At 71.7% G+C, this 17087-nt stretch carries 13 protein-coding genes and 1 pseudogene; 3 read left to right on the forward strand and 11 right to left on the reverse strand.

The window, feature by feature from the left end; translation table 11 throughout:
- The first annotated feature begins 93 nt into the window (after window positions 1-93).
- Window positions 94-357, forward strand: a complete 264-nt coding sequence (locus MUN76_RS14165) for a Rho termination factor N-terminal domain-containing protein (protein WP_244685568.1) — start codon at window positions 94-96, stop codon at window positions 355-357.
- A 193-nt stretch (window positions 358-550) separates the two neighbouring features.
- Here the strand turns inward: MUN76_RS14165 and MUN76_RS14170 are convergent, their stop codons facing one another.
- The 4 genes and pseudogenes from MUN76_RS14170 to MUN76_RS14185 form a co-directional block, all read right to left on the reverse strand.
- On the reverse strand, window positions 551-2101 hold the full coding sequence (locus MUN76_RS14170; RefSeq protein WP_244685570.1) for an ATP-binding cassette domain-containing protein: 1551 nt from the start codon (window positions 2099-2101) through the stop codon (window positions 551-553).
- Complete coding sequence (locus MUN76_RS14175) at window positions 2098-2952, reverse strand: ABC transporter permease (protein WP_244685572.1); 855 nt, start codon at window positions 2950-2952, stop codon at window positions 2098-2100. The genes MUN76_RS14170 and MUN76_RS14175 overlap by 4 nt, the downstream gene beginning before the upstream one ends.
- Window positions 2949-3971, reverse strand: coding sequence for an ABC transporter permease (locus MUN76_RS14180; RefSeq protein ID WP_244685574.1), 1023 nt, complete (start codon window positions 3969-3971; stop codon window positions 2949-2951). Before MUN76_RS14180 ends, MUN76_RS14175 begins: the two co-directional genes overlap by 4 nt.
- A 9-nt stretch (window positions 3972-3980) precedes the next feature.
- A pseudogene (locus tag MUN76_RS14185) lies at window positions 3981-5623 on the reverse strand (ABC transporter substrate-binding protein).
- Window positions 5624-5984: 361 nt separating this feature from the next.
- Here MUN76_RS14185 and MUN76_RS14190 point away from each other — a divergent pair.
- Window positions 5985-6545 carry a TetR/AcrR family transcriptional regulator gene (locus MUN76_RS14190; RefSeq protein WP_244685576.1) on the forward strand — a complete coding sequence of 187 codons (561 nt, stop codon included), beginning with the start codon at window positions 5985-5987 and terminating at the stop codon, window positions 6543-6545.
- A gap of 64 nt (window positions 6546-6609) precedes the next feature.
- On the opposite strand, the gene MUN76_RS14195 is transcribed toward MUN76_RS14190, so the two are convergent.
- Complete coding sequence (locus MUN76_RS14195; RefSeq protein WP_244685578.1) at window positions 6610-8112, reverse strand: PucR family transcriptional regulator; 1503 nt, start codon at window positions 8110-8112, stop codon at window positions 6610-6612.
- Window positions 8113-8225: 113 nt separating this feature from the next.
- On the opposite strand from MUN76_RS14195, the gene MUN76_RS14200 reads away from it, so the two are divergent.
- A complete protein-coding gene (locus MUN76_RS14200; RefSeq protein WP_283248108.1) occupies window positions 8226-9464 on the forward strand; it encodes a flavin monoamine oxidase family protein in 1239 nt (412 codons plus the stop codon).
- Window positions 9465-9496: 32 nt separating this feature from the next.
- On the opposite strand, the gene MUN76_RS14205 is transcribed toward MUN76_RS14200, so the two are convergent.
- The 6 genes from MUN76_RS14205 to MUN76_RS14230 form a co-directional block, all read right to left on the reverse strand.
- Window positions 9497-10375: an SDR family NAD(P)-dependent oxidoreductase gene (locus tag MUN76_RS14205; RefSeq protein ID WP_244685580.1), complete on the reverse strand. Its 879-nt coding sequence runs from the start codon at window positions 10373-10375 to the stop codon at window positions 9497-9499.
- Complete coding sequence (locus MUN76_RS14210; RefSeq protein ID WP_244685581.1) at window positions 10372-11829, reverse strand: MFS transporter; 1458 nt, start codon at window positions 11827-11829, stop codon at window positions 10372-10374. The genes MUN76_RS14205 and MUN76_RS14210 overlap by 4 nt, the downstream gene beginning before the upstream one ends.
- A gap of 83 nt (window positions 11830-11912) precedes the next feature.
- Window positions 11913-13259 carry a M20/M25/M40 family metallo-hydrolase gene (locus MUN76_RS14215; protein ID WP_244685583.1) on the reverse strand — a complete coding sequence of 449 codons (1347 nt, stop codon included), beginning with the start codon at window positions 13257-13259 and terminating at the stop codon, window positions 11913-11915.
- A gap of 41 nt (window positions 13260-13300) precedes the next feature.
- Window positions 13301-15337 carry an NADPH-dependent 2,4-dienoyl-CoA reductase gene (locus MUN76_RS14220; RefSeq protein ID WP_244685585.1) on the reverse strand — a complete coding sequence of 679 codons (2037 nt, stop codon included), beginning with the start codon at window positions 15335-15337 and terminating at the stop codon, window positions 13301-13303.
- A 228-nt stretch (window positions 15338-15565) separates the two neighbouring features.
- Entirely contained in the window at window positions 15566-15769 is a 204-nt protein-coding gene (locus MUN76_RS14225) for a cold-shock protein (RefSeq protein WP_244685586.1), read from the reverse strand.
- Between the two features lie 214 nt (window positions 15770-15983).
- Window positions 15984-17075, reverse strand: a complete 1092-nt coding sequence (locus MUN76_RS14230; RefSeq protein ID WP_244685588.1) for a C45 family autoproteolytic acyltransferase/hydrolase — start codon at window positions 17073-17075, stop codon at window positions 15984-15986.
- Window positions 17076-17087 lie beyond the last annotated feature (12 nt).

Raw genomic sequence — 17087 nt, forward strand, 5'->3', positions numbered from 1 at the left:
GCACGCGGTCGCGCGCCCGTAGCGTGGCAGGAGAGCACCGCGCGACCGGTGCGCAAGTCATCATCCGCCCCGTATCGCCGATTGGAGACCACCGTGCCGAAGCACAACCCGAGCCTCAAGGATCCCGAACTCTACGAGACGCTTCGAAGCGAGGGTGCCTCCGCGGAGAAGGCCGCGCGCATCTCCAACGCTGCGGCGAAGGAGGGGCGTTCGAAGGTCGGGCGGCGCGGGGGCAACGCCGAGGACTACGAGGACCGCACCGTGCCGGAGCTGCGGGCTCGCGCCCGCGAGCTGGGGCTGTCGGGGTATTCGAAGCTCCGCAAGCAGGAGCTGATCGACCTGCTCCGCGAGCACTGAGCCTGTGGCGCCGGGGTGCAGCGCCACACACCGTGGCGTGCAGCGCCGATTGCGGCGGAGATCTCACGTATAGCGGAGCGAATTCAGCGTTTCGCTCCGTAATTGCTGAGATCTCCGCACGCATTGACGCCTGATGGGTGCTGGTGGCCGATCCCGACCGCCATCCACGAGCCGCCGGCCATGCCGCCGCACCCTACGAACCGCCGAGCACCGCCTCGGTCGGCCCCGACTCGACCACGCGGCCGTCGCGCATCACCAGCACCCGGTCGGTGACCGCCCGGACCGCTGCGAGGTCGTGCGACACGAACACGAGCGTCAGCCGCCGCTCGCGCTGGAGATCCCGCAGCAGCGCCAGGATCCCCGCCTGCGTGGAGACGTCGAGGGCCGAGACGGGCTCGTCGCAGACGAGCACGTCGGGATCCGCGGCAATCGCGCGGGCGATCGCGATCCGCTGCCGCTGCCCGCCCGAGAGGGTGCTCGGGCGGCGGTGGGCGAGCTCGGGATCGAGGCCGACGCGTCGGAGCAGGTCGGCCGTGCTCGTGCCGGGGAGCCGGTTCGAAGCGGCGAGGATCCGTTCGACCCGCCACCGCGGATCGAACGTCGCGAGCGGATCCTGCGGGATCAGCCGGATCCGAAGGGCGGGATCCGCGCGGGTGATGGTGCCGGAGTCGACGCGTTCCGCGCCGACGAGCACCCGCGCGAGGGTCGTCTTGCCGGCCCCCGATTCGCCCACGACGCCGACGGCCTCGCCCCGGGCGAGGGTGAGGTCGACGTCGACGAGGGCGGCCGTCCCGCCCTCGTGCGCCGGGAACCTGCGGTGGATGCCGCGCATTTCGAGCACGGTGCCACCCGGTGCGGGCGGCGGCCCCGGCTTCGGCCCGGCGGGCATGGAGTCGATGAGGCGTCGCGTGACCGGGTGCTGCGGGTCTGCCAGGAGCTCGGCAGTGGAGCCCGTCTCGACGATGCGGCCGCGATCCATCACGGCGATGCGATCCGCGACGCGCGCAACGCTGCCGAGGTCGTGGCTCACCAGCAGCAGCGCGGTGCCGCGGGCGGTGATCGCGCGGAACTCCTCCAGGATGATCGACGCCGTCGACGGATCGAGCGCTGTCGTCGGTTCGTCGGCGATGAGCAGTCGGGGCTCGCCGATGAGTGCGGAGGCGATGAGCGCGCGCTGGCGCATCCCGCCCGAGAGCTGGTCCGAGCGCTGGGATGCGCGCAGCTCGGCGTGCGGCAGCCCCGCGTCACGGAGGGCCTGGAGTACCCGGGTGCGTCGCGCTGTCCCGCGGATCCCGCGGATGGTGAGGGTTTCCCCGACCTCGGCCGCGATGGTGCGCAGGGGATCGAGTGACTGGAGCGCGTCCTGCAGCACGAGCGACACCGTCGCGCCCCGCAGCGTCCGCCAGGTGCGCGGGCGCGCTCGGCGGACGTCCGTGCCCGACAGCGTGAAGGCCTCGGCGGCCACGTCCCAACCGGGTTCCGCCTGAGTGAGCCCCAGCAGGGTGCGCGTCAGCACCGACTTCCCGGCGCCGGATTCCCCCACGATCGCGAGGCACTCTCCGGCCGCGACGGTGAGGGAGACGCCGTCGAGGATCGGCGGTCGCTGCGGATGGCGTCGGTCATGACGCGCCACGCGCAGTCCGCGCACCGCGAGCACGGGCTCGGCGGAGTCGAGCGGTGCGGCGGGGTCGACGGGCGCGACGGGATCGAGCGGTGTCGTCGGATCCAGTGGTGCAGTGCTCATCGGAGGCCTCCGCTCGCGCCGAGCCGTCGGCCGAGGGCGGTGAGCGCCGCCGCGGTCGCGACGATCGCGAGGCCCGGGAACACCGTCATCCACCACGCCGTCGCGATGTAGACCCGACCGGAGTTGAGCATGGCCCCCCACTCGGGGGAGGGCGGCAGCGCGCCGAGCCCGAGGAAGCCGAGGGCGGAGACCCAGATGATCGCCTGCCCCACCCCGAGAGTCGCCGCCGAGGCCAGCGGCCAGAGCGAGTTCGGCGCGATGTGCCGGGTGAAGAGGCGGAGCGGACCCGTGCCGTCGAGCCTCGCCCACTCCACGTACCCGCTCTGGGAGATGCCGCGCACCCGTGCTCGCAGCATCCGCGCGTACCCGGGGATGGTCGCGAGCCCGATCGCGAGGGTCGACGTTGCGGGGCCACCGCCCATGACCGCGATGAAGAGCAGCGCCATGACCAGGGTCGGCAGGGCGAAGAGCACCTCGAATACCCGGGCGAGGAACGCGTCGAGAATCCGCGGTCCGAGCCCGGCGGCGAACCCCAGGACAGCGCCGATCCCGATCCCGATCCCGGTCGCGGCCAGCCCGATGCCGATCGAGGCGGCGGCGCCGTGCACCACCCGCGTGTAGAGGTCGCGCCCCGATTCGTCGGTGCCGAACGGGTGCGCGAGCGACGGGGGCTGCAGCGACGCGCGCGGGTCGATGGCGAGCGGATCGCCGGGCGCGAGCAGCCCCGGCGCGACCACGGTGACGGCCGTGAGCACCAGCACGACGAGCGCGGGCGCCAGGCCCCAGTCGAGCGCGGGCGGCCATCTGCGCCCCGTGTCCGCGGTCCGAGCCGCGGTCGCCGGCGCGCTCACGCCCCCACCGCCTCGGTCGGTGCCGGGGTGATTCCGGGCCGGGCGGAGTGCCGCGGGTCGACGAGCACCTCGATCGCGCTCGACAGCAGCAGGATGGCGACGTAGAGCAGCGCGATGACTGTCACCGCCCCGATGACCACCGGCACGTCGCGCACGGTCGCGGCCTCGAGCAGGAGCCGCCCGAGCCCCTGCCGGGCGAAGAGCGCCTCCACGACCACGGCACCGCTCAAGAGGGAGCCGTACGCCCAGCCCGAGAGGGCGATCGCGGGAAGTGCGGCGTGCCGGAGGGTGTGGGTCAGAAAGACGCGCGATTCCGAGGCCCCGCGCGAGCGAGCCGTCGTGGCGAACGGAGCGTCGTCGACCTCGGCGAGGGAGCCGTGGAGGATGTGCGCCAGGTAGCCCGCGATCGGTACGGCGAGGGTGATGACCGGGAGGATCAGCCCCGCGGGCTGCGCACCGGAGCTGGTCGCGGGCAGGATCCCGAGCCCGGTCGAGAAGACGAGGATGAGCACGGCCCCGAGGAAGAACTGCGGGACGACACTCGCGACGGTCTCGATCGCCGACAGGGTCGCGCGGACCAACGAGCCCGCCCGCCCGCGGCTCGTCGTAGCGATCAGGGTGCCGATCACCGCGAGCACCCAAGCGAGGGCCAGCGCCAGGGTGGCGAGCAGGATCGTCGGCGGCACGTTCTCCGCGAGGAGATCGGCGACGGGCTGCTTCCGCGCGTACGAGTCGCCGAACTGGAGCGTCGCGATGCGCCACAGCTGCGCGAGGTACTGCACGAAGACCGGCTGATCGAGCCCGTAGGCCTCCGTTGCGCGGGCGACCGCCTCCGGCCCCGCCTGCGAGCCGGGGCCGCCCATGATCGCCTCGAGCGGATCACCCGAGGCCCGCAGCGCGACGAAGACGACGGTCGCCGTGATCCAGACGACGAGCAGCGCGGAGCCGACGCGGGCGAGCACGCCGCGGAGGAGGCGTGTCGCTCGCCCGCCCCGTCGGCCGCCCGCCCGCTCGCTCACCCGGCCAGCCTACTCGGCGAGCTGCGCGTTGATGAAGGTCGGCGTGGCGACCGTGCCGAGGGTCGTGACGCCGCTCGCACCCCGCACGAGGAAGTGGTTCTGCTGGTCGTAGAGCGGCAGCACCGTGAAGCTCTCGAGGATCCGCTGCTGCGCATCGGCGTACAGCTCGGCGCGCTGGGCCTCGTCGAGCGTGGCGGAGGCCTCGTCGAGGATCGCATCGAGCTCGGGATCGGAGAGCTGGGCGTGGTTGGCGAAGTAGCCGGAGGGCGCGGGCACGATCCCGTCGGAGTGGTACAGGATCCGGAGCACGTCCGGGCCGACCTTCGTATAGGGCGCACTCACAGCCTCGTACTCGTTCGCGCCGAGGGCGCCGTACCACGTGCTCAGGTCGACCGGCGTGAGGATCACGTCGAAGCCGACCGCCGCGGCGTTCGCCTGGATCTGCTCGAAGAGCGACTGCTCGGCGGCGACCGACTGGTTGGTGCTGACGGGGAACCGGACGGTGAGTCGCTGGCCGTCCTTCACGCGGATGCCGTCCTCGTCGGTGGCGCTCCAGCCCGCCTCGTCGAGGAGGCGTTCGGCGGCTGCCGGGTCGGTGTCGAAGAGCGCGGCGTCGCTGACCGCGGTCGGCTCGGTGCTCGCGAGGGGTGAGGTCGAGCGATCGGCGGTACCGAGATAGAGGGACTCGATGCCGGGTTCCGGATCCGCTGCCCGGATGAACGCCTCGCGCACACGGACGTCGTCGAACGGCGCCTGCCCGGCGTTCAGCTCGATGCGGTTCACCGAACCCGGGCGCGGGGCGTCGATGTGCTCGATGCCGGAGCCGTCCTGCTCCGCGGCGACGATCGAGTCCGGCTGGGGGTTGTCGATCACGTGCACCTCGCCGGAGGTGAGCGCGGCGTACCGGGTCGCCGCGTCCGGGATGAAGCGCCACTCGATGCGGTCGAGGTGCGCCGGACCGGTGTGGTCTGCCTCGGGCCGGAGGTGCGGTAGTCCTCGTTGCGCACGAGGGTGACCTGCTGCTGCGGCGTCCACTCCTCGACCGTGAACGGGCCGGTGCCGATGGGGGCCGCGCAGTTCTCCTCCATGCCGCGGGCGATGCCGGCGGGGGACTGGATCGCGGTCCACTGCTGGCTCATCGACTCGAGCAGCGCCGAGTCGGGGGACGACAGGTGGAACCGCACGTGCGTTGCATCGACCGGCTCGACCTCGGTGATCTTCTCGACCGCGAGATAGCCGGTGGACGACTGGGTCTCGGGATCCTGCAGGTGCTCGATGTTCGCCTTGACGGCCTCCGCGTCGAGCGGGGTGCCGTCGGTGAACGTGACGTCCTCCTGCAGCGTGAAGTCCCAGGTCAGGCCGTCCGTGCTGGTCTCCCACTCGGTCGCGAGCCACGGGGTGATCGTGCCATCGGCGGTGCGCCCGACGAGCGGCTCCAGGTACTGGGTCGAGATCAGGGCTTGCGGGTAGTTGCCGCCCACGTGGGGGTCGAGGCAGGTGGGCTCCGCGTCGCCCGTGGCGTAGACGAGCGTGCCGCCGTCGACGGCGGTGGTGGTGGCGTCCGAGGGTCCGCTGGTGCAGGCGCTCAGGGCGAGGGCGCCGACCGCGGCCGCGGCGAGCACGGCGAGCGAGCGAGGAGAGGTGCGTGGCATGACGATCCCTACTTGTTAGATTCGGTACAACAAATGAATCCTAGCGCACCCGGCATGCCGATCTGGTCACGCGCGCACCTGCCGCGCGCACCCGCTGGCGTCGCTGCCGCGCGCATCCGCCGCGCGCACCCGCTGGCGTCGCTGCCGCGCGCATCCGCCGCGCGCCGATCCCCGCCTTCTTCGCCGAACGCCCCTCTTGATGCCGAACGCCCCCGATCTGCGCGCTCACTTCGGAGGCGTTCGGCGCGAATGGAGGCGTTCGACGTCAAAGGAGGGGCTGGACAGTACCGCAGTCAAGCGGGCACGACCACCGGCCGCGTCGACCACCGAACCCTCGGAATCGATCCTCTAGGCTGCTGGCATGTCCTCTACGCGCGGCCGCCCGCACGCCTCCTCGCACGCGATGCTCGCGGACGCCGCCTGCGAGCTGTTCCTCGAGCAGGGCTACGAGGCGACCTCGGTCACGGAGATCACCCGGAGAACCGGGGTGAGCCGCTCGAGCTTCTTCAACTACTTCTCGAGCAAGTCGGCGATCCTCTGGTTCGTGCTCGACGCGCAGATCGACGCACTGGCCGCCGCGCTCGAGGATCCGGCTACCCCGGTCGACGACGCACTCGCGGCGTTCGGCGGGGGACCCGTGCCCGAGACCCTGGCGCTCGCGATCGTCGAGGCGCGCACCATGCGGGTGGAGGAGGAGCTCGCACTCGGGCGCGCGGTGCGGCAGCTCCGGATCGCCGACCTTGTCGCACAGCGCCTGGAGCGCGACGGCACCGCGTCGATACGCGCCCAGATCACCGCCGGGGCGATCGCCGCCGCGCTCATCGCGTCCGTGTGGCGCTGGGCGGGACTCGGCGCGGGGCGCCACCGGTTGGAGGCGCAGGTGGCCGACGGGCTCGCGGAAGTCGCTGCGCTGCTCCGCTGAGATCGCTGCGCTGCTCCGCTGAGATCGCTGCGTTGGCCCCGCTGACGTCCGAAGTGGCCGATCCTCAGCTCGCGGAACCTTCGACGAATTCCAGGCGTCGCCACGCAGTGCGGGCCAGCCAGAGCTCGGACACGTGCGCGGTCGAGCGCACGGAGCGCCCGGTGGTCTCCTCGACGCGGTGCATGCGGTGCACGAGGGTCTGCCGGTGGATGCCGAGGGCGTCGGCAGTCGCTCCCCAGCGCAGATCGTGGTCGAGCAGGCAGAACAGCGTCTCCCTCAGCGCCGTCGCACGGGGGTCCGGATCGGCGAGGCCTCGGAGCACCGACGCGATGGCGTGCCGGGCCTCGCTGTCCGAGCGGGTCAGGAGCGTCAAGGGAGCGCCGCGATACTCCCTCCACGCAGAGCCCTCCGCCTGTGCGCGCTGGAGTTCCTCGGTCGCCTGCTCCACCGCGCTCGGCAGGTCCTCGAGTCGGGTGTGCGGAGCCGATCCGCCCGCCGGATGCCCGAGCTCGGCGAGCAGTTCCCGCAGCCGCGCGATCTGCGCCGATGGAGCGGCGATCACCACGGTGTCGCGCCGAACCGAGAGACCGAGGATGGGAATCCCTGCGAGAGCAACGGCCAGAGCCACCTGATCCGGCACGCCGAGCGGCACCGCGACGACCTGGAGCGCGTCCGCGTCCGCGGCGATGTCACCGAGGTGGTGGCGGGCCGCCCGCACCGCCTCGATGCGCCCCGCGAGCACACCGTCGAGTCGATGCGTCCAGCCCCCGATCTGATCGGACGCCGCCTGCAGGATCGCAGTGGCCTCCACGGCGAGCACCTGGGTGAGGTGGGCGAGCGTGAGGCTGTCGAGCGCGACCTCGCCGGCGATCAGCAGCCGCGTCGGCGGGCTGGACCGCAGAGACGTGGACCGCAGAGACGTGGACCGCAGGGCCGTGGATCGGGATCGACTGGAGAGCGGTGCGATGGACGGGGCGGCGGACCGGGACGCATCGAACCGGATCGTCCCGGGCCCGATCACGACGCAGCCCGTCGCCTCGTCGACGACGGTGAGATCCGCGCCGAACAGGTCCCGGAGGTACCGCCCCGAGCGGCGACCGTCGGTGTCCTGCCGAGCGACGGCCTGGTACAGCCTGGCGAGCTGGAGCACCGACATGGTCTGGCGATCGGCATTCGCCGCGGCGACGGTGCGGCCGATCGCGGCGAAGGGCACATCACCCCCGGTCGCGAGGACGGGGAACCCCCGCGCGTCCGCCTCCGCGAGCATGGCCTTGGTGAGCCGCGGCGCGATGCCGTCCTCGCCGATGGCGACGCCCGCGAGCCCGGCGTCGGCCAGCCGCGAGATGAACTGGCGTTGCGCGGCACTTCCGGACGGAACGCAGAGTCCGACGGTCATGAGCAGTTCGTGCGGTCCGAGCCAGCGGTCGGGCTCAGGGATCTCGCTCGCGTGCGCCCAGAGCACCGCGCGGTCGAGTCCGCCGCTCCCCGCCACGACCCGGGTGCCGAGCGTGGCATCGGCGACGAGGTCGCGCACGGTGAGTGCGGTGAGAGGCGGTGAAGGGGGCATGGTGATCACATTGTATAAAAACACGGCAAAATCCACACTTTTCACCGTGGTGGCGAACTACGGCGGCAGCCTAGCCTGACGGTACCACCCTCGAACCGAACGGAGCTCCGCGCATGTCCACTGTCACCACCCCTCCCCGGGTCGCTGTCATCGGCGCCGGGCTCGCAGGTCTCGCTGCCGCCGCGCGCCTGGTCGAAGGCGGAGCCGAGGTCGTCGTGTACGAGGCCCGGGATCGGGTCGGAGGTCGAGTTTGGAGCGAGACGCTCCAGGTGTCCGGAGTGCCGCACCCGATCGAGCGCGGCGCGGAGTTCGTGCTCGCCGGGTACGACGTGCTGCGCGGTCTATGCGCCGAGCACGGGCTCGAACTCGTCGACACGGGCATGAGCTACTACGTGCGCACGCCCGCGGATCGCCCGAGTGTCACGACCGCCGACATGGCCGAGCTCGGCGGAGTCGCCGCTCGGGCGGCCGCCGAGGGGACCGGCGCCCGCTCCGTCGCCGACGTGCTCGACGTCATCGGTGTCGCGGGTCCGGCGCGCGAGGCCCTCGAGGCCCGCATCGAGATGTCGACGGCCGCGCGGGTGGATCAGGTCACTGCCGAGCACACGCTCGAGCACGTGGCCTCGTTCGAACCCCGGCCGAGCTGGCGGATCGGCGGCGGCAACCAGGGTCTGCCCGATGCGATGGCTGCGGCGCTCGGCAGCCGAGTGCGGCTCGGGGCCGCAGTGGAGGCGGTGGTGCAGGACGATGCGGTGGTGCGCGTGGTGTCGGGCGGCAGCGAGGACACGTACGACGCCGCCGTGATCGCCCTGCCGTTCGGGGTACTCACCGCGGGAGATGCGGTGCGCCTCGAGCTGCCCGAGTGGAAGCGCGCGGCGTTCGCCGGGGTCGTGCAGGGCAACGCCGCCAAGCTGCACCTCGCACTCGATGAGGTTCCCGAGCCGAGCGCCGTCATGAGCGTCGGCGATCGCTTCTGGACTTGGACCGCCAACGAACTCGGGGGTGGCGTGGGCCCTGTGCTGCACTGCTTCGGCGGTGAACTCGGCAAGCTCCGCGCGCTCGGGATCGAGTCGGGGAGCGCCGAGTGGGAGGCGCGGGTCCGCGCGCTGCGCTCGGACCTGGCGCTCGCCGCCTCACCCGCCGTCATGACTGCCTGGCCGCTCGATCCGCTCGCCCGCGGAGCGTACACGGCGCACGCTCCCGGGTTCGACGCGGATGATGCGCAGGCGCTCGAGGCCCCGGTCGGGCGTCTGCACTTCGCGGGGGAGTACGTGGACCCGGAGTTCACGGGACTGATGGAGGGCGCGCTGCGGAGCGGAGTGCGCGCTGCGAGCGCGATCCTGGCCGGCTGACCCCGCGATCCCGACCCTCTGATCCCAGCGGGTCAGCGCGGGGCGCGCCCGGTGAAGCGGTCCATTGAGGAGTACACGTGGAAGATCCGTCCCGCGATGCGGTCCCACAGTCGCGTCGGGAGGACGCCACGGAGCGCCATCGCCAGTTTGACGGTCCACGGTTTCATCACGACCGGGGTCCCGCGGAGCATTCCGGTCCAGGCGGCGCGGGCCGCCACCCCCGGGCGCATGATCGGCGTGAGCAGCGGACCCCGCGCCCCGGCGAACATGCCGGTCGACACGTAGCTCGGGCAGAACGTGGTGACGGCGAGGTGAGGGGCCCCGTCGCGCTCGAGTTCGAGGCGGAGGGATTCGCTCCACCCGATGAGCGCCCACTTCGACGCCGCGTAGACGCTCATGTTGGGGTTCGCGAGGGTGCCGGCGGCGGAGGCGATGTTGAGGATCCGCTTCGGGCGGCTCGCATCGGCGCGCATCTCGGGCAGCAGCTCCCGAGTCAGCCACATCGGTGCCAGGGTGTTGACCTCCAGCGTGCCGCGGATGTCGCGCTCGGCGTCGTGCTCCCAGAACGGTCGGCCGGTGACGATGCCGGCGTTGTTCACCAGCACGTCCACCGAGCCGAGCTGCGCGCGAACCTCGGCCACTCCGCGCCGGATGTCCGTCAGCGAGGCGAGGTCGACGATGAACGCCCGAACCGTGCACTCCGGGCCGTCGAGCTCCTCCGCCACCCGGCGGGCGGCGGGCTCGTCGCGGTCCCAGATCGCGATCGCCCGTGCGCCCTGGGCCCGTGCGGCGCGAGCGTAGAGCTCGCCCATGCCGCGGGCGGCGCCGGTGATCAGCACGACCGCGCCGGGGATCACGCCGCGTGCGGTGCCCGCCGAGGTGCCGGAGCGGGGGAAAAGATGGCGCCTCATGGCAGCTCCGAGGCCGGCACCGGGACGGGGGCGCCGCGATCCTGGAACGCGTGCTTCGGCACTACGAAGAGGAGGGCCGCCGCGGCCACGAACGCGGAGATGCTGCACACCAGCCACACGGTGACGTAGCCCTCGAAGGAGCCCGCGGTGCCTCCCGTCGCCCCGCCCGACGCGCCGTGCATGAGCGCGATCCCGAACACCGCCGAGGCGATCGCCCCGCCGACGGTCTTCGTCGAGTTCGTGAGCCCGGTGGCGACCCCGGTCTGGTGGGCAGGGGCGGCTGCGGCCGCGGCTGCGGGGAGCGCGGCGACGAGCGCCCCCGATCCGAGGCCCGCGACCATGATGTTCGTCACCATCTGCGCGTAGGTGTCGTGGAGCGGCACGAAGAGCAGGTACCCGACCCCGACGAGACCGGCCGCGCCGACGAGGGTGAGCCGGGGCGTCGCGATCCGGGCGACCCAGGGGTAGAGCAGCGCACCGATGATCATCGCGATCAGGTAGAGGCCGATGGCGAGCGAGGTCACGAAGCCCGTGGTCCCGAGGCCGTAGCCGTACACCTCGGGGTCCGTGCGGAGGAACGTCGAGAGCGGGGCCTGCGCGCCGAGGACGCTCATGCCGAAGAGCGCCGCCGTGAGGAACACCGGGGCGAGCGCGGGGGAGCGGAACAGCCGCACATCGATGAGCGGGTCGGGGTGGCGCAGCTCCCAGCGCGCGAACGGGATGATGAGCAAGATCCCGAGCACCACGACGATCCAGGAGATCGGGTCCCCGACGCCGTTCAGCCGGAGCAGGCTGAGGCCGCCCGTGAAGGCGATGAGCGCGAGCGAGATGAGGGAGAGGCCGACGAGGTCGAGCCGGCCGCCGAGCTGGTCCGGCGACTCCTGCACGCCGAACAGGATCACGAAGAAGCAGAGGGTGACGAGGATCCCCGGGATCAGCAGGACCACGGTGAGCGGGAGCGTGTCGACGAGTTGGCCGCCGAGCAGCGCCCCGGTGATCGCACCCGTCTCGAGCGCCGCGACGAGGATCCCCGCCGCTCGCGCCGTGACCAGCGAGCGGCCCTCCCTGCTCCGCGACCGCGACCAGATGAGTGCGATCTCGAGGGGGAGCCACACGACGTAGAATCCCTGGAGGGTCCACGCGACGAGGAACAGGACGAAGGAGTCGGTGAAGGGCAGCGCGAGGGTCGCGAGTGCGGTGATCGCGGTCGACCACAGCAGGATCCGCTTGTGTCCGACCATGTCGCCGAGCTTGGCGAGCGCCGGGACCACGAGGGCCGCGAGCATCAGCTGCGACCCCTCGAGCCAGTTCACGTCGGCGTCATTGACGCTCAGGTGCCGCGCGATGTCGGTGAGCATGGGGGTGTAGTACCCCTGCAGAAAGCCGCTCGTCAGCTCGACGAATGCCAGGAACCCGACGACACCCGCCAGCGTTCCGAGGGTCACTCGGTGCATGCTCACCCCTTTGTTCACCACCTGAGCAGATCCTAGGGCATCGGGGGCCCGGATCCGGGACCGCTGGCCCGGACCTCCAAGTCTCAGAGGCTCTGGAGCAGGGTGCGATGGAAGATCTCACCGCGCGCGAGCTCCGAGACCGCCACGCGCTCGTCGACGCCGTGGATCGTGGCGCGGAGCTCGGCCGACATGGCGAGCGGCGCGAATCGGTAGGTCGCGGGGGTGAAGCGGTGGAAGTGCCGCGAGTCGGTCGCGGCCATCATGACGTAGGGGACGGTACGCGCATCGGGGTGGGACCGGCCGACCGCGCGCTCGATGCACGCGAACTGCGCGTTGTCCGTCGCCGATTCGGGGGAGGGCTCGCCCGCGTCGAGCACCGTGACCTCGACCCGACGATCGCGGATCCTGCGGCGGATCCGGCGCACCGTGCTCGCGACGCTCTCGCCGAGGGCGATCCGCAGATTGATCGTGGCGCTGGCCTGCGACGGCAGGACGTTCGCCGCAGTGCCCCCGGCGAGCATGGTCGGCGCGACCGTGGTGCGGACGAGGGCCGCGGGTTCGCCGCCGAGCAGGCTGAAGACCCGAGCGGCGAGCGGCGGCGACGCCGCGAGGGTCCGGTAGAGGAGCCGGGCGGGGCCGCGGCTGCGCTCGGCGAACAGGCCGAGCATGCGCGTCACTCCGGCGGGCGTGCGCGCCGGGAACGTCGTCGGCGTGAGGCGCTGCACCGCGCGTGCGACACGACCCACCGCGGTGAGCGACGGCGGCGCCGAGGCGTGCCCGCCCTGGCCGCGGGCGCTCAGCCGCACGGTCGTCGCGCCCTTCTCGCCGACCCCCACCATCGCCGCCGTGCCCCGCACGAACGGCAGCGGCGCGTCCACCACGGCCCCGCCCTCGTCGAGCACGAGCCAGGGGGTGATGCCGCGCTCCTCGAACACCTCGGAGATCCGCAGGCCCGCGTCGCCGAAGGTTTCCTCGTTGCCACCGAACGACAGGAACACGTCGCGTGCCGGGGTGAAGCCCGCCGCCAGCAGGTTCTCCACCGCCTCGAGGACCACGAGCAGCGGGCCCTTGTCGTCCAGGGTGCCGCGGCCGTAGACGTAGCCGTCGGCGATGCGGCCCGCGAACGGCGGATGCGTCCACGCGTCGCTCTCATCGACGGGCACGACGTCGTAGTGCGCCATCAGCACGGCCGGGTCGGCGGCGGCGTCGATCCCGCGCCAGTGGAAGAGCAGCCCGAAGTCGGTGATCCGCTCGCGCTCCAGGTGCTCGTGGACGCGCGGGTACAGCTCCGCGAGCAGAACGACGAAGCGCTCGAACGGCTCGATCCCGCGCTCGTCGAGTTCCGCGGAGACCGTCGGGATCTGGATCATGCGCGACAGCCGCTCGGCAGCGCCGTCGCGCACCGTCGTCGGCTCACCCTGGTCGATCATGTCACCACCGTATCCTGCCGTACTCCGTGGGAGCACCGCCGTTAGAGCGCCGCCGCGAGCCGAGTGCCCTGGTCGATGGCCCGCTTCGCGTCGAGCTCACCGGCGACGTCCGCGCCGCCGATGAGGTGCGCGGTCACCCCGAGGCCGGCGAGCTCCCCGTGCAGCGCGCGTCGCGGCTCCTGGCCGGTGCAGAGCACGACGGAGTCGACGGCGAGCGTGCGGTCCTCGATCTCGCCGTCCCGGCCGCTGATCCGCACGTGCAGTCCGGCGTCGTCGATGCCGAGGTACTGCGCACCGGGGATCATCCGGACCCCGCGCCGCGCGAGCTCCGTGCGGTGGATCCAGCCGGTCGTCTTGCCGAGGCCCGCACCGAGCTTTCCCGGCTTCCGCTGCAGCATGACGACCTCGCGCGGGGACGGCGCCTCCGTCGGCGCGGTGACCCCGCCGCGGTGGGTGTAGCCGGCATCGACGCCCCAGTGCGCGAGGAACCCGGCGATGTCCTCGGGATCCTCGGGCTCCGCGGCCGTCAGGAACTCGGCCACGTCGAAGCCGATCCCGCCGGCACCGAGGATCGCGACGCGCTCGCCGACGGGAACCTTCTCGCGCAGCACCTCCAAGTACGTCACCACGCTGCGGTGGTCGAGCCCGGGGATGTCGGGGACCCGCGGTTCGACCCCCGCGGCGATGACGACCTCGTCGAACCCCGCGAGCTCGGTCGCCTCGGCGCGGTGCCCGAGGCGGAGCTCGACCCCCGTCTCGAGGATGCGCTGCCGGAAGTAGCGGAGCGTCTCGGCGAATTCGAACTTGCCCGGCACCTGGAGGGCGACATTCAGTTGCCCGCCGATCCGCTCGTCGGCCTCGAAGAGGGTGATGTCGTGACCGCGCGACGCCGCGGTCGTGGCGAAGGAGAGCCCCGCCGGTCCCGCGCCGACCACGGCGATGCGGCGGCGCTCCGCCGCGGGTGCGATGACGAGTTCGGTCTCGTGCGCGGCGCGCGGGTTGACGAGGCAGGAGGTGATCCGGCCCGAGAATGTGTGATCGAGGCACGCCTGATTGCACCCGATGCAGGTGTTGATGCGCTCCGGGGTGCCCGCGGCGGCCTTCGCGACGAACTCGGGATCCGCGAGGAACGGGCGGGCGAGCGAGACCATGTCGGCGGCGCCCGACGCGAGCACTTCCTCGGCGACCTCCGGGGTGTTGATCCGGTTCGTGGTGATGAGCGGGATCGAGACCTCGCCCGACAGCCGCTCCGTGACCCAGGCGAAGGCGCCTCGGGGAACCGACGTGGCGATGGTCGGGACCCGGGCCTCGTGCCAGCCGATCCCGGTGTTGATCATCGTCGCCCCTGCTGCCTCCACCCGACGGCCGAGGTCGATGACCTCGCTGAGCGTCGACCCGTCGGGGATGAGGTCGAGCATCGAGAGTCGGTAGATGAGGATCCAATCGTCGCCGACGGCCTCGCGCACGCGGCGCACGATCTCGACCGGGAAGCGCACCCGATTCGCGTAGTCTCCGCCCCAGGCGTCGGTGCGGTGGTTCGTGTGGCGCACGATGAACTCGTTGATGAGGTAGCCCTCCGAGCCCATGATCTCCACGCCGTCGTATCCGGCGCGCTGGGCAAGCACCGCCGTGCGCACGTAGTCGTCGATCGTGCGCTCGATGTCCTCCGCCGTGAGCTCCCGCGGGACGAGCGGCGAGATCGGGGCCTGGATCGGGCTCGGGGCGACGAGGGCGGGGTGCGCGGCGTACCGACCCGCGTGCAGGACCTGGAGGGCGATCCGGCCGCCCTCCGCGTGCACCGCGTCGGTGAGCACTCGGTGCTCGGCGGCCTCCGTCTCCGAGCTGAGCGTGGCGGCGCCGGGCGTCAGGCGGCCCTCCTCGTTCGGGGAGATGCCGCCGGTGACGATGAGGGCCGCACCGCCGCGGGCCCGTTCGCGATAGAACTCGGCCATGCGGGCGAAGCCGCCCGGGGCCTCCTCGAGGCCGAGGTGCATCGAGCCCATGAGTACACGGTTCGGGAGAGTGGTGAACCCGAGATCGAGCGGTGCGAAGAGGTGGGGGTAAGTCTGCGCTGACATGTGTCCCTGGGGTCTGGGGGCGGTGGTGAGTCCCTCGAATGTACGGGGAGTCACAACTGCGTGTCGAGCGGAGTGTGGCGAGTGTACAAAAGTGCGGGCGGGTGGGGTCGCGGGTTCGTTGCCCCGGCACGCTGCTCCGCGGCATCGGCACGTCCGCTCCGCGGCACCTGCCCCAAACGCACGGAAGGGGTGGGGCCGAAGCCCCACCCCTTCACCGTTTCCAGGTGCTTAGATCGCCTGGATGTTCGTTGCCTGCAGGCCCTTCTGGCCCTGCTCGACGTCGAACTCGACGCGCTGATCTTCGAACAGATCGCGGCGGCCGCTGCCCTGGATCGCGCTGAAGTGCGCGAAGACGTCGGCGGAACCGTCGTCAGGAGCGATGAAGCCGAAGCCCTTTTCGGAGTTGAACCATTTCACAGTGCCCTGAGCCATCTGTATTCCTTCGTGTTGCTGATCGCCGTGACGATCTTTGGGTGCCACGGCGACGGTGCCGACGTGGAGACTGGTAGCGTGCCGCGAGATCGCGACAAATAAAACGTGCTTGAGGTTTCCCAACGTTCGGCATTACTGGTCTTACGGCCTGAGCCTACCCCAAGACGCGCGTCTTGTCGTGGTTTCGTGACCTTCTTGTGTCCATGGGTGACGGTCACGTGAAAAAGGCCGCGTAATCGAGTCGATTCCAGGTGGATTCGCACGGCGGGCCGGCGGTGTACTCGAGGGTGGCGGTCTCCGGCGTGAGGATGGTCGAGGCGATCGTTTTCCACTGCGCTCCCTCGGGACTCGACGGGTCCGGGTGACAGCAGACGGAGTTGGGGGCCGCGACGTGATCGGTGAGTGCAACTCGGAGCGCCGCGTCCGGGTGCGGAACCGCCGTGGATCCGAGCCGGCGTTCGATGCGGCCGAAGCGCACGAAGCTATCCGACATGCCCACCGGAGCGAGATCGAAACCGTCGGGCACCCGATCGAGGAAGTGGTTCGTGTGGAAGAGCGCCCCGTCGCGCGCCACCTGCGGCCGCACGTTCCGGGGTCCGCCCGGAGAGGTCTCCAGGTTGAGGATCGCGCCGTCCGACCCGGCGAGCAGGTAATTGCCGGATGACGCTCGGGGGAGTCGCGAGACCGTCTCGAGCGCGGCCGCGACGTGCGGGCTGTCCGCGAGCGCCCGGATCACGCAGTGAAAGGGCACGCCGTCGGCGCGGCCGTCGAGCGACGTCACCAGCGTGTTCAGTCCGAGCGCGAGCCCGCTGGCAGTGAGGGTGATCTTGCCCAGCAGTCCCGCCTCGACCAGGGTGACGTAGTTTGGCAGGTCAGGTCGTTCGACCTCGAGGATCACGGTTCCCGGCTGCAGGAACGCGAGCCAGTCCCAGTTCTGCCCGATCACGGCCGCACCCGTGGACACCCGGTCCCCCTCGAAGGCGAAGGACGAGCACTCACCGGGGATCCGCGTCGATGTCGGCACCGACGCAACGGTGGCCCGGTGCAGGATTTCTGTGCGGCAATTGATCGTGAGGATCTCGTCGAAGCCGAGCCCGCTTCCCGTCGCGATCCCGCGCAGTTCGGTCACGAGATCGGGCAGATGCGTCTCAATCGCGGGCAAGTACCCGCGCGCCTGCGCGGTCGCCTCCGCCCACGAGACGCCCTGCGCCGCGAACGCGCGTTCGTAGCCGTCGCGGATGATCGCGATCTGGGTCGCGGCGAGGTGGCCATACTGCTCGGAGCGCGTCGCCGAGTCGCCGCTCACTCGGATCCTCGG

This window comes from Leucobacter rhizosphaerae (genome assembly GCF_022919175.1).
GTDB lineage: Bacteria > Actinomycetota > Actinomycetes > Actinomycetales > Microbacteriaceae > Leucobacter > Leucobacter rhizosphaerae.

Excerpts from the sequence above, each read along its gene's own strand:
- MUN76_RS14170 (WP_244685570.1), bottom strand. The coding sequence starts at position 2,101 with ATGAGCACTGCACCACTGGATCCGACGACACCGCTCGATCCCGTCGCG.
- MUN76_RS14190 (WP_244685576.1), top strand. The coding sequence starts at position 5,985 with ATGTCCTCTACGCGCGGCCGCCCGCACGCCTCCTCGCACGCGATGCTC.
- MUN76_RS14195 (WP_244685578.1), bottom strand. The coding sequence starts at position 8,112 with ATGCCCCCTTCACCGCCTCTCACCGCACTCACCGTGCGCGACCTCGTC.
- MUN76_RS14200 (WP_283248108.1), top strand. The coding sequence starts at position 8,226 with ATGTCCACTGTCACCACCCCTCCCCGGGTCGCTGTCATCGGCGCCGGG.
- MUN76_RS14205 (WP_244685580.1), bottom strand. The coding sequence starts at position 10,375 with ATGAGGCGCCATCTTTTCCCCCGCTCCGGCACCTCGGCGGGCACCGCA.
- MUN76_RS14210 (WP_244685581.1), bottom strand. The coding sequence starts at position 11,829 with ATGCACCGAGTGACCCTCGGAACGCTGGCGGGTGTCGTCGGGTTCCTG.
- MUN76_RS14215 (WP_244685583.1), bottom strand. The coding sequence starts at position 13,259 with ATGATCGACCAGGGTGAGCCGACGACGGTGCGCGACGGCGCTGCCGAG.
- MUN76_RS14220 (WP_244685585.1), bottom strand. The coding sequence starts at position 15,337 with ATGTCAGCGCAGACTTACCCCCACCTCTTCGCACCGCTCGATCTCGGG.
- MUN76_RS14225 (WP_244685586.1), bottom strand. The coding sequence starts at position 15,769 with ATGGCTCAGGGCACTGTGAAATGGTTCAACTCCGAAAAGGGCTTCGGC.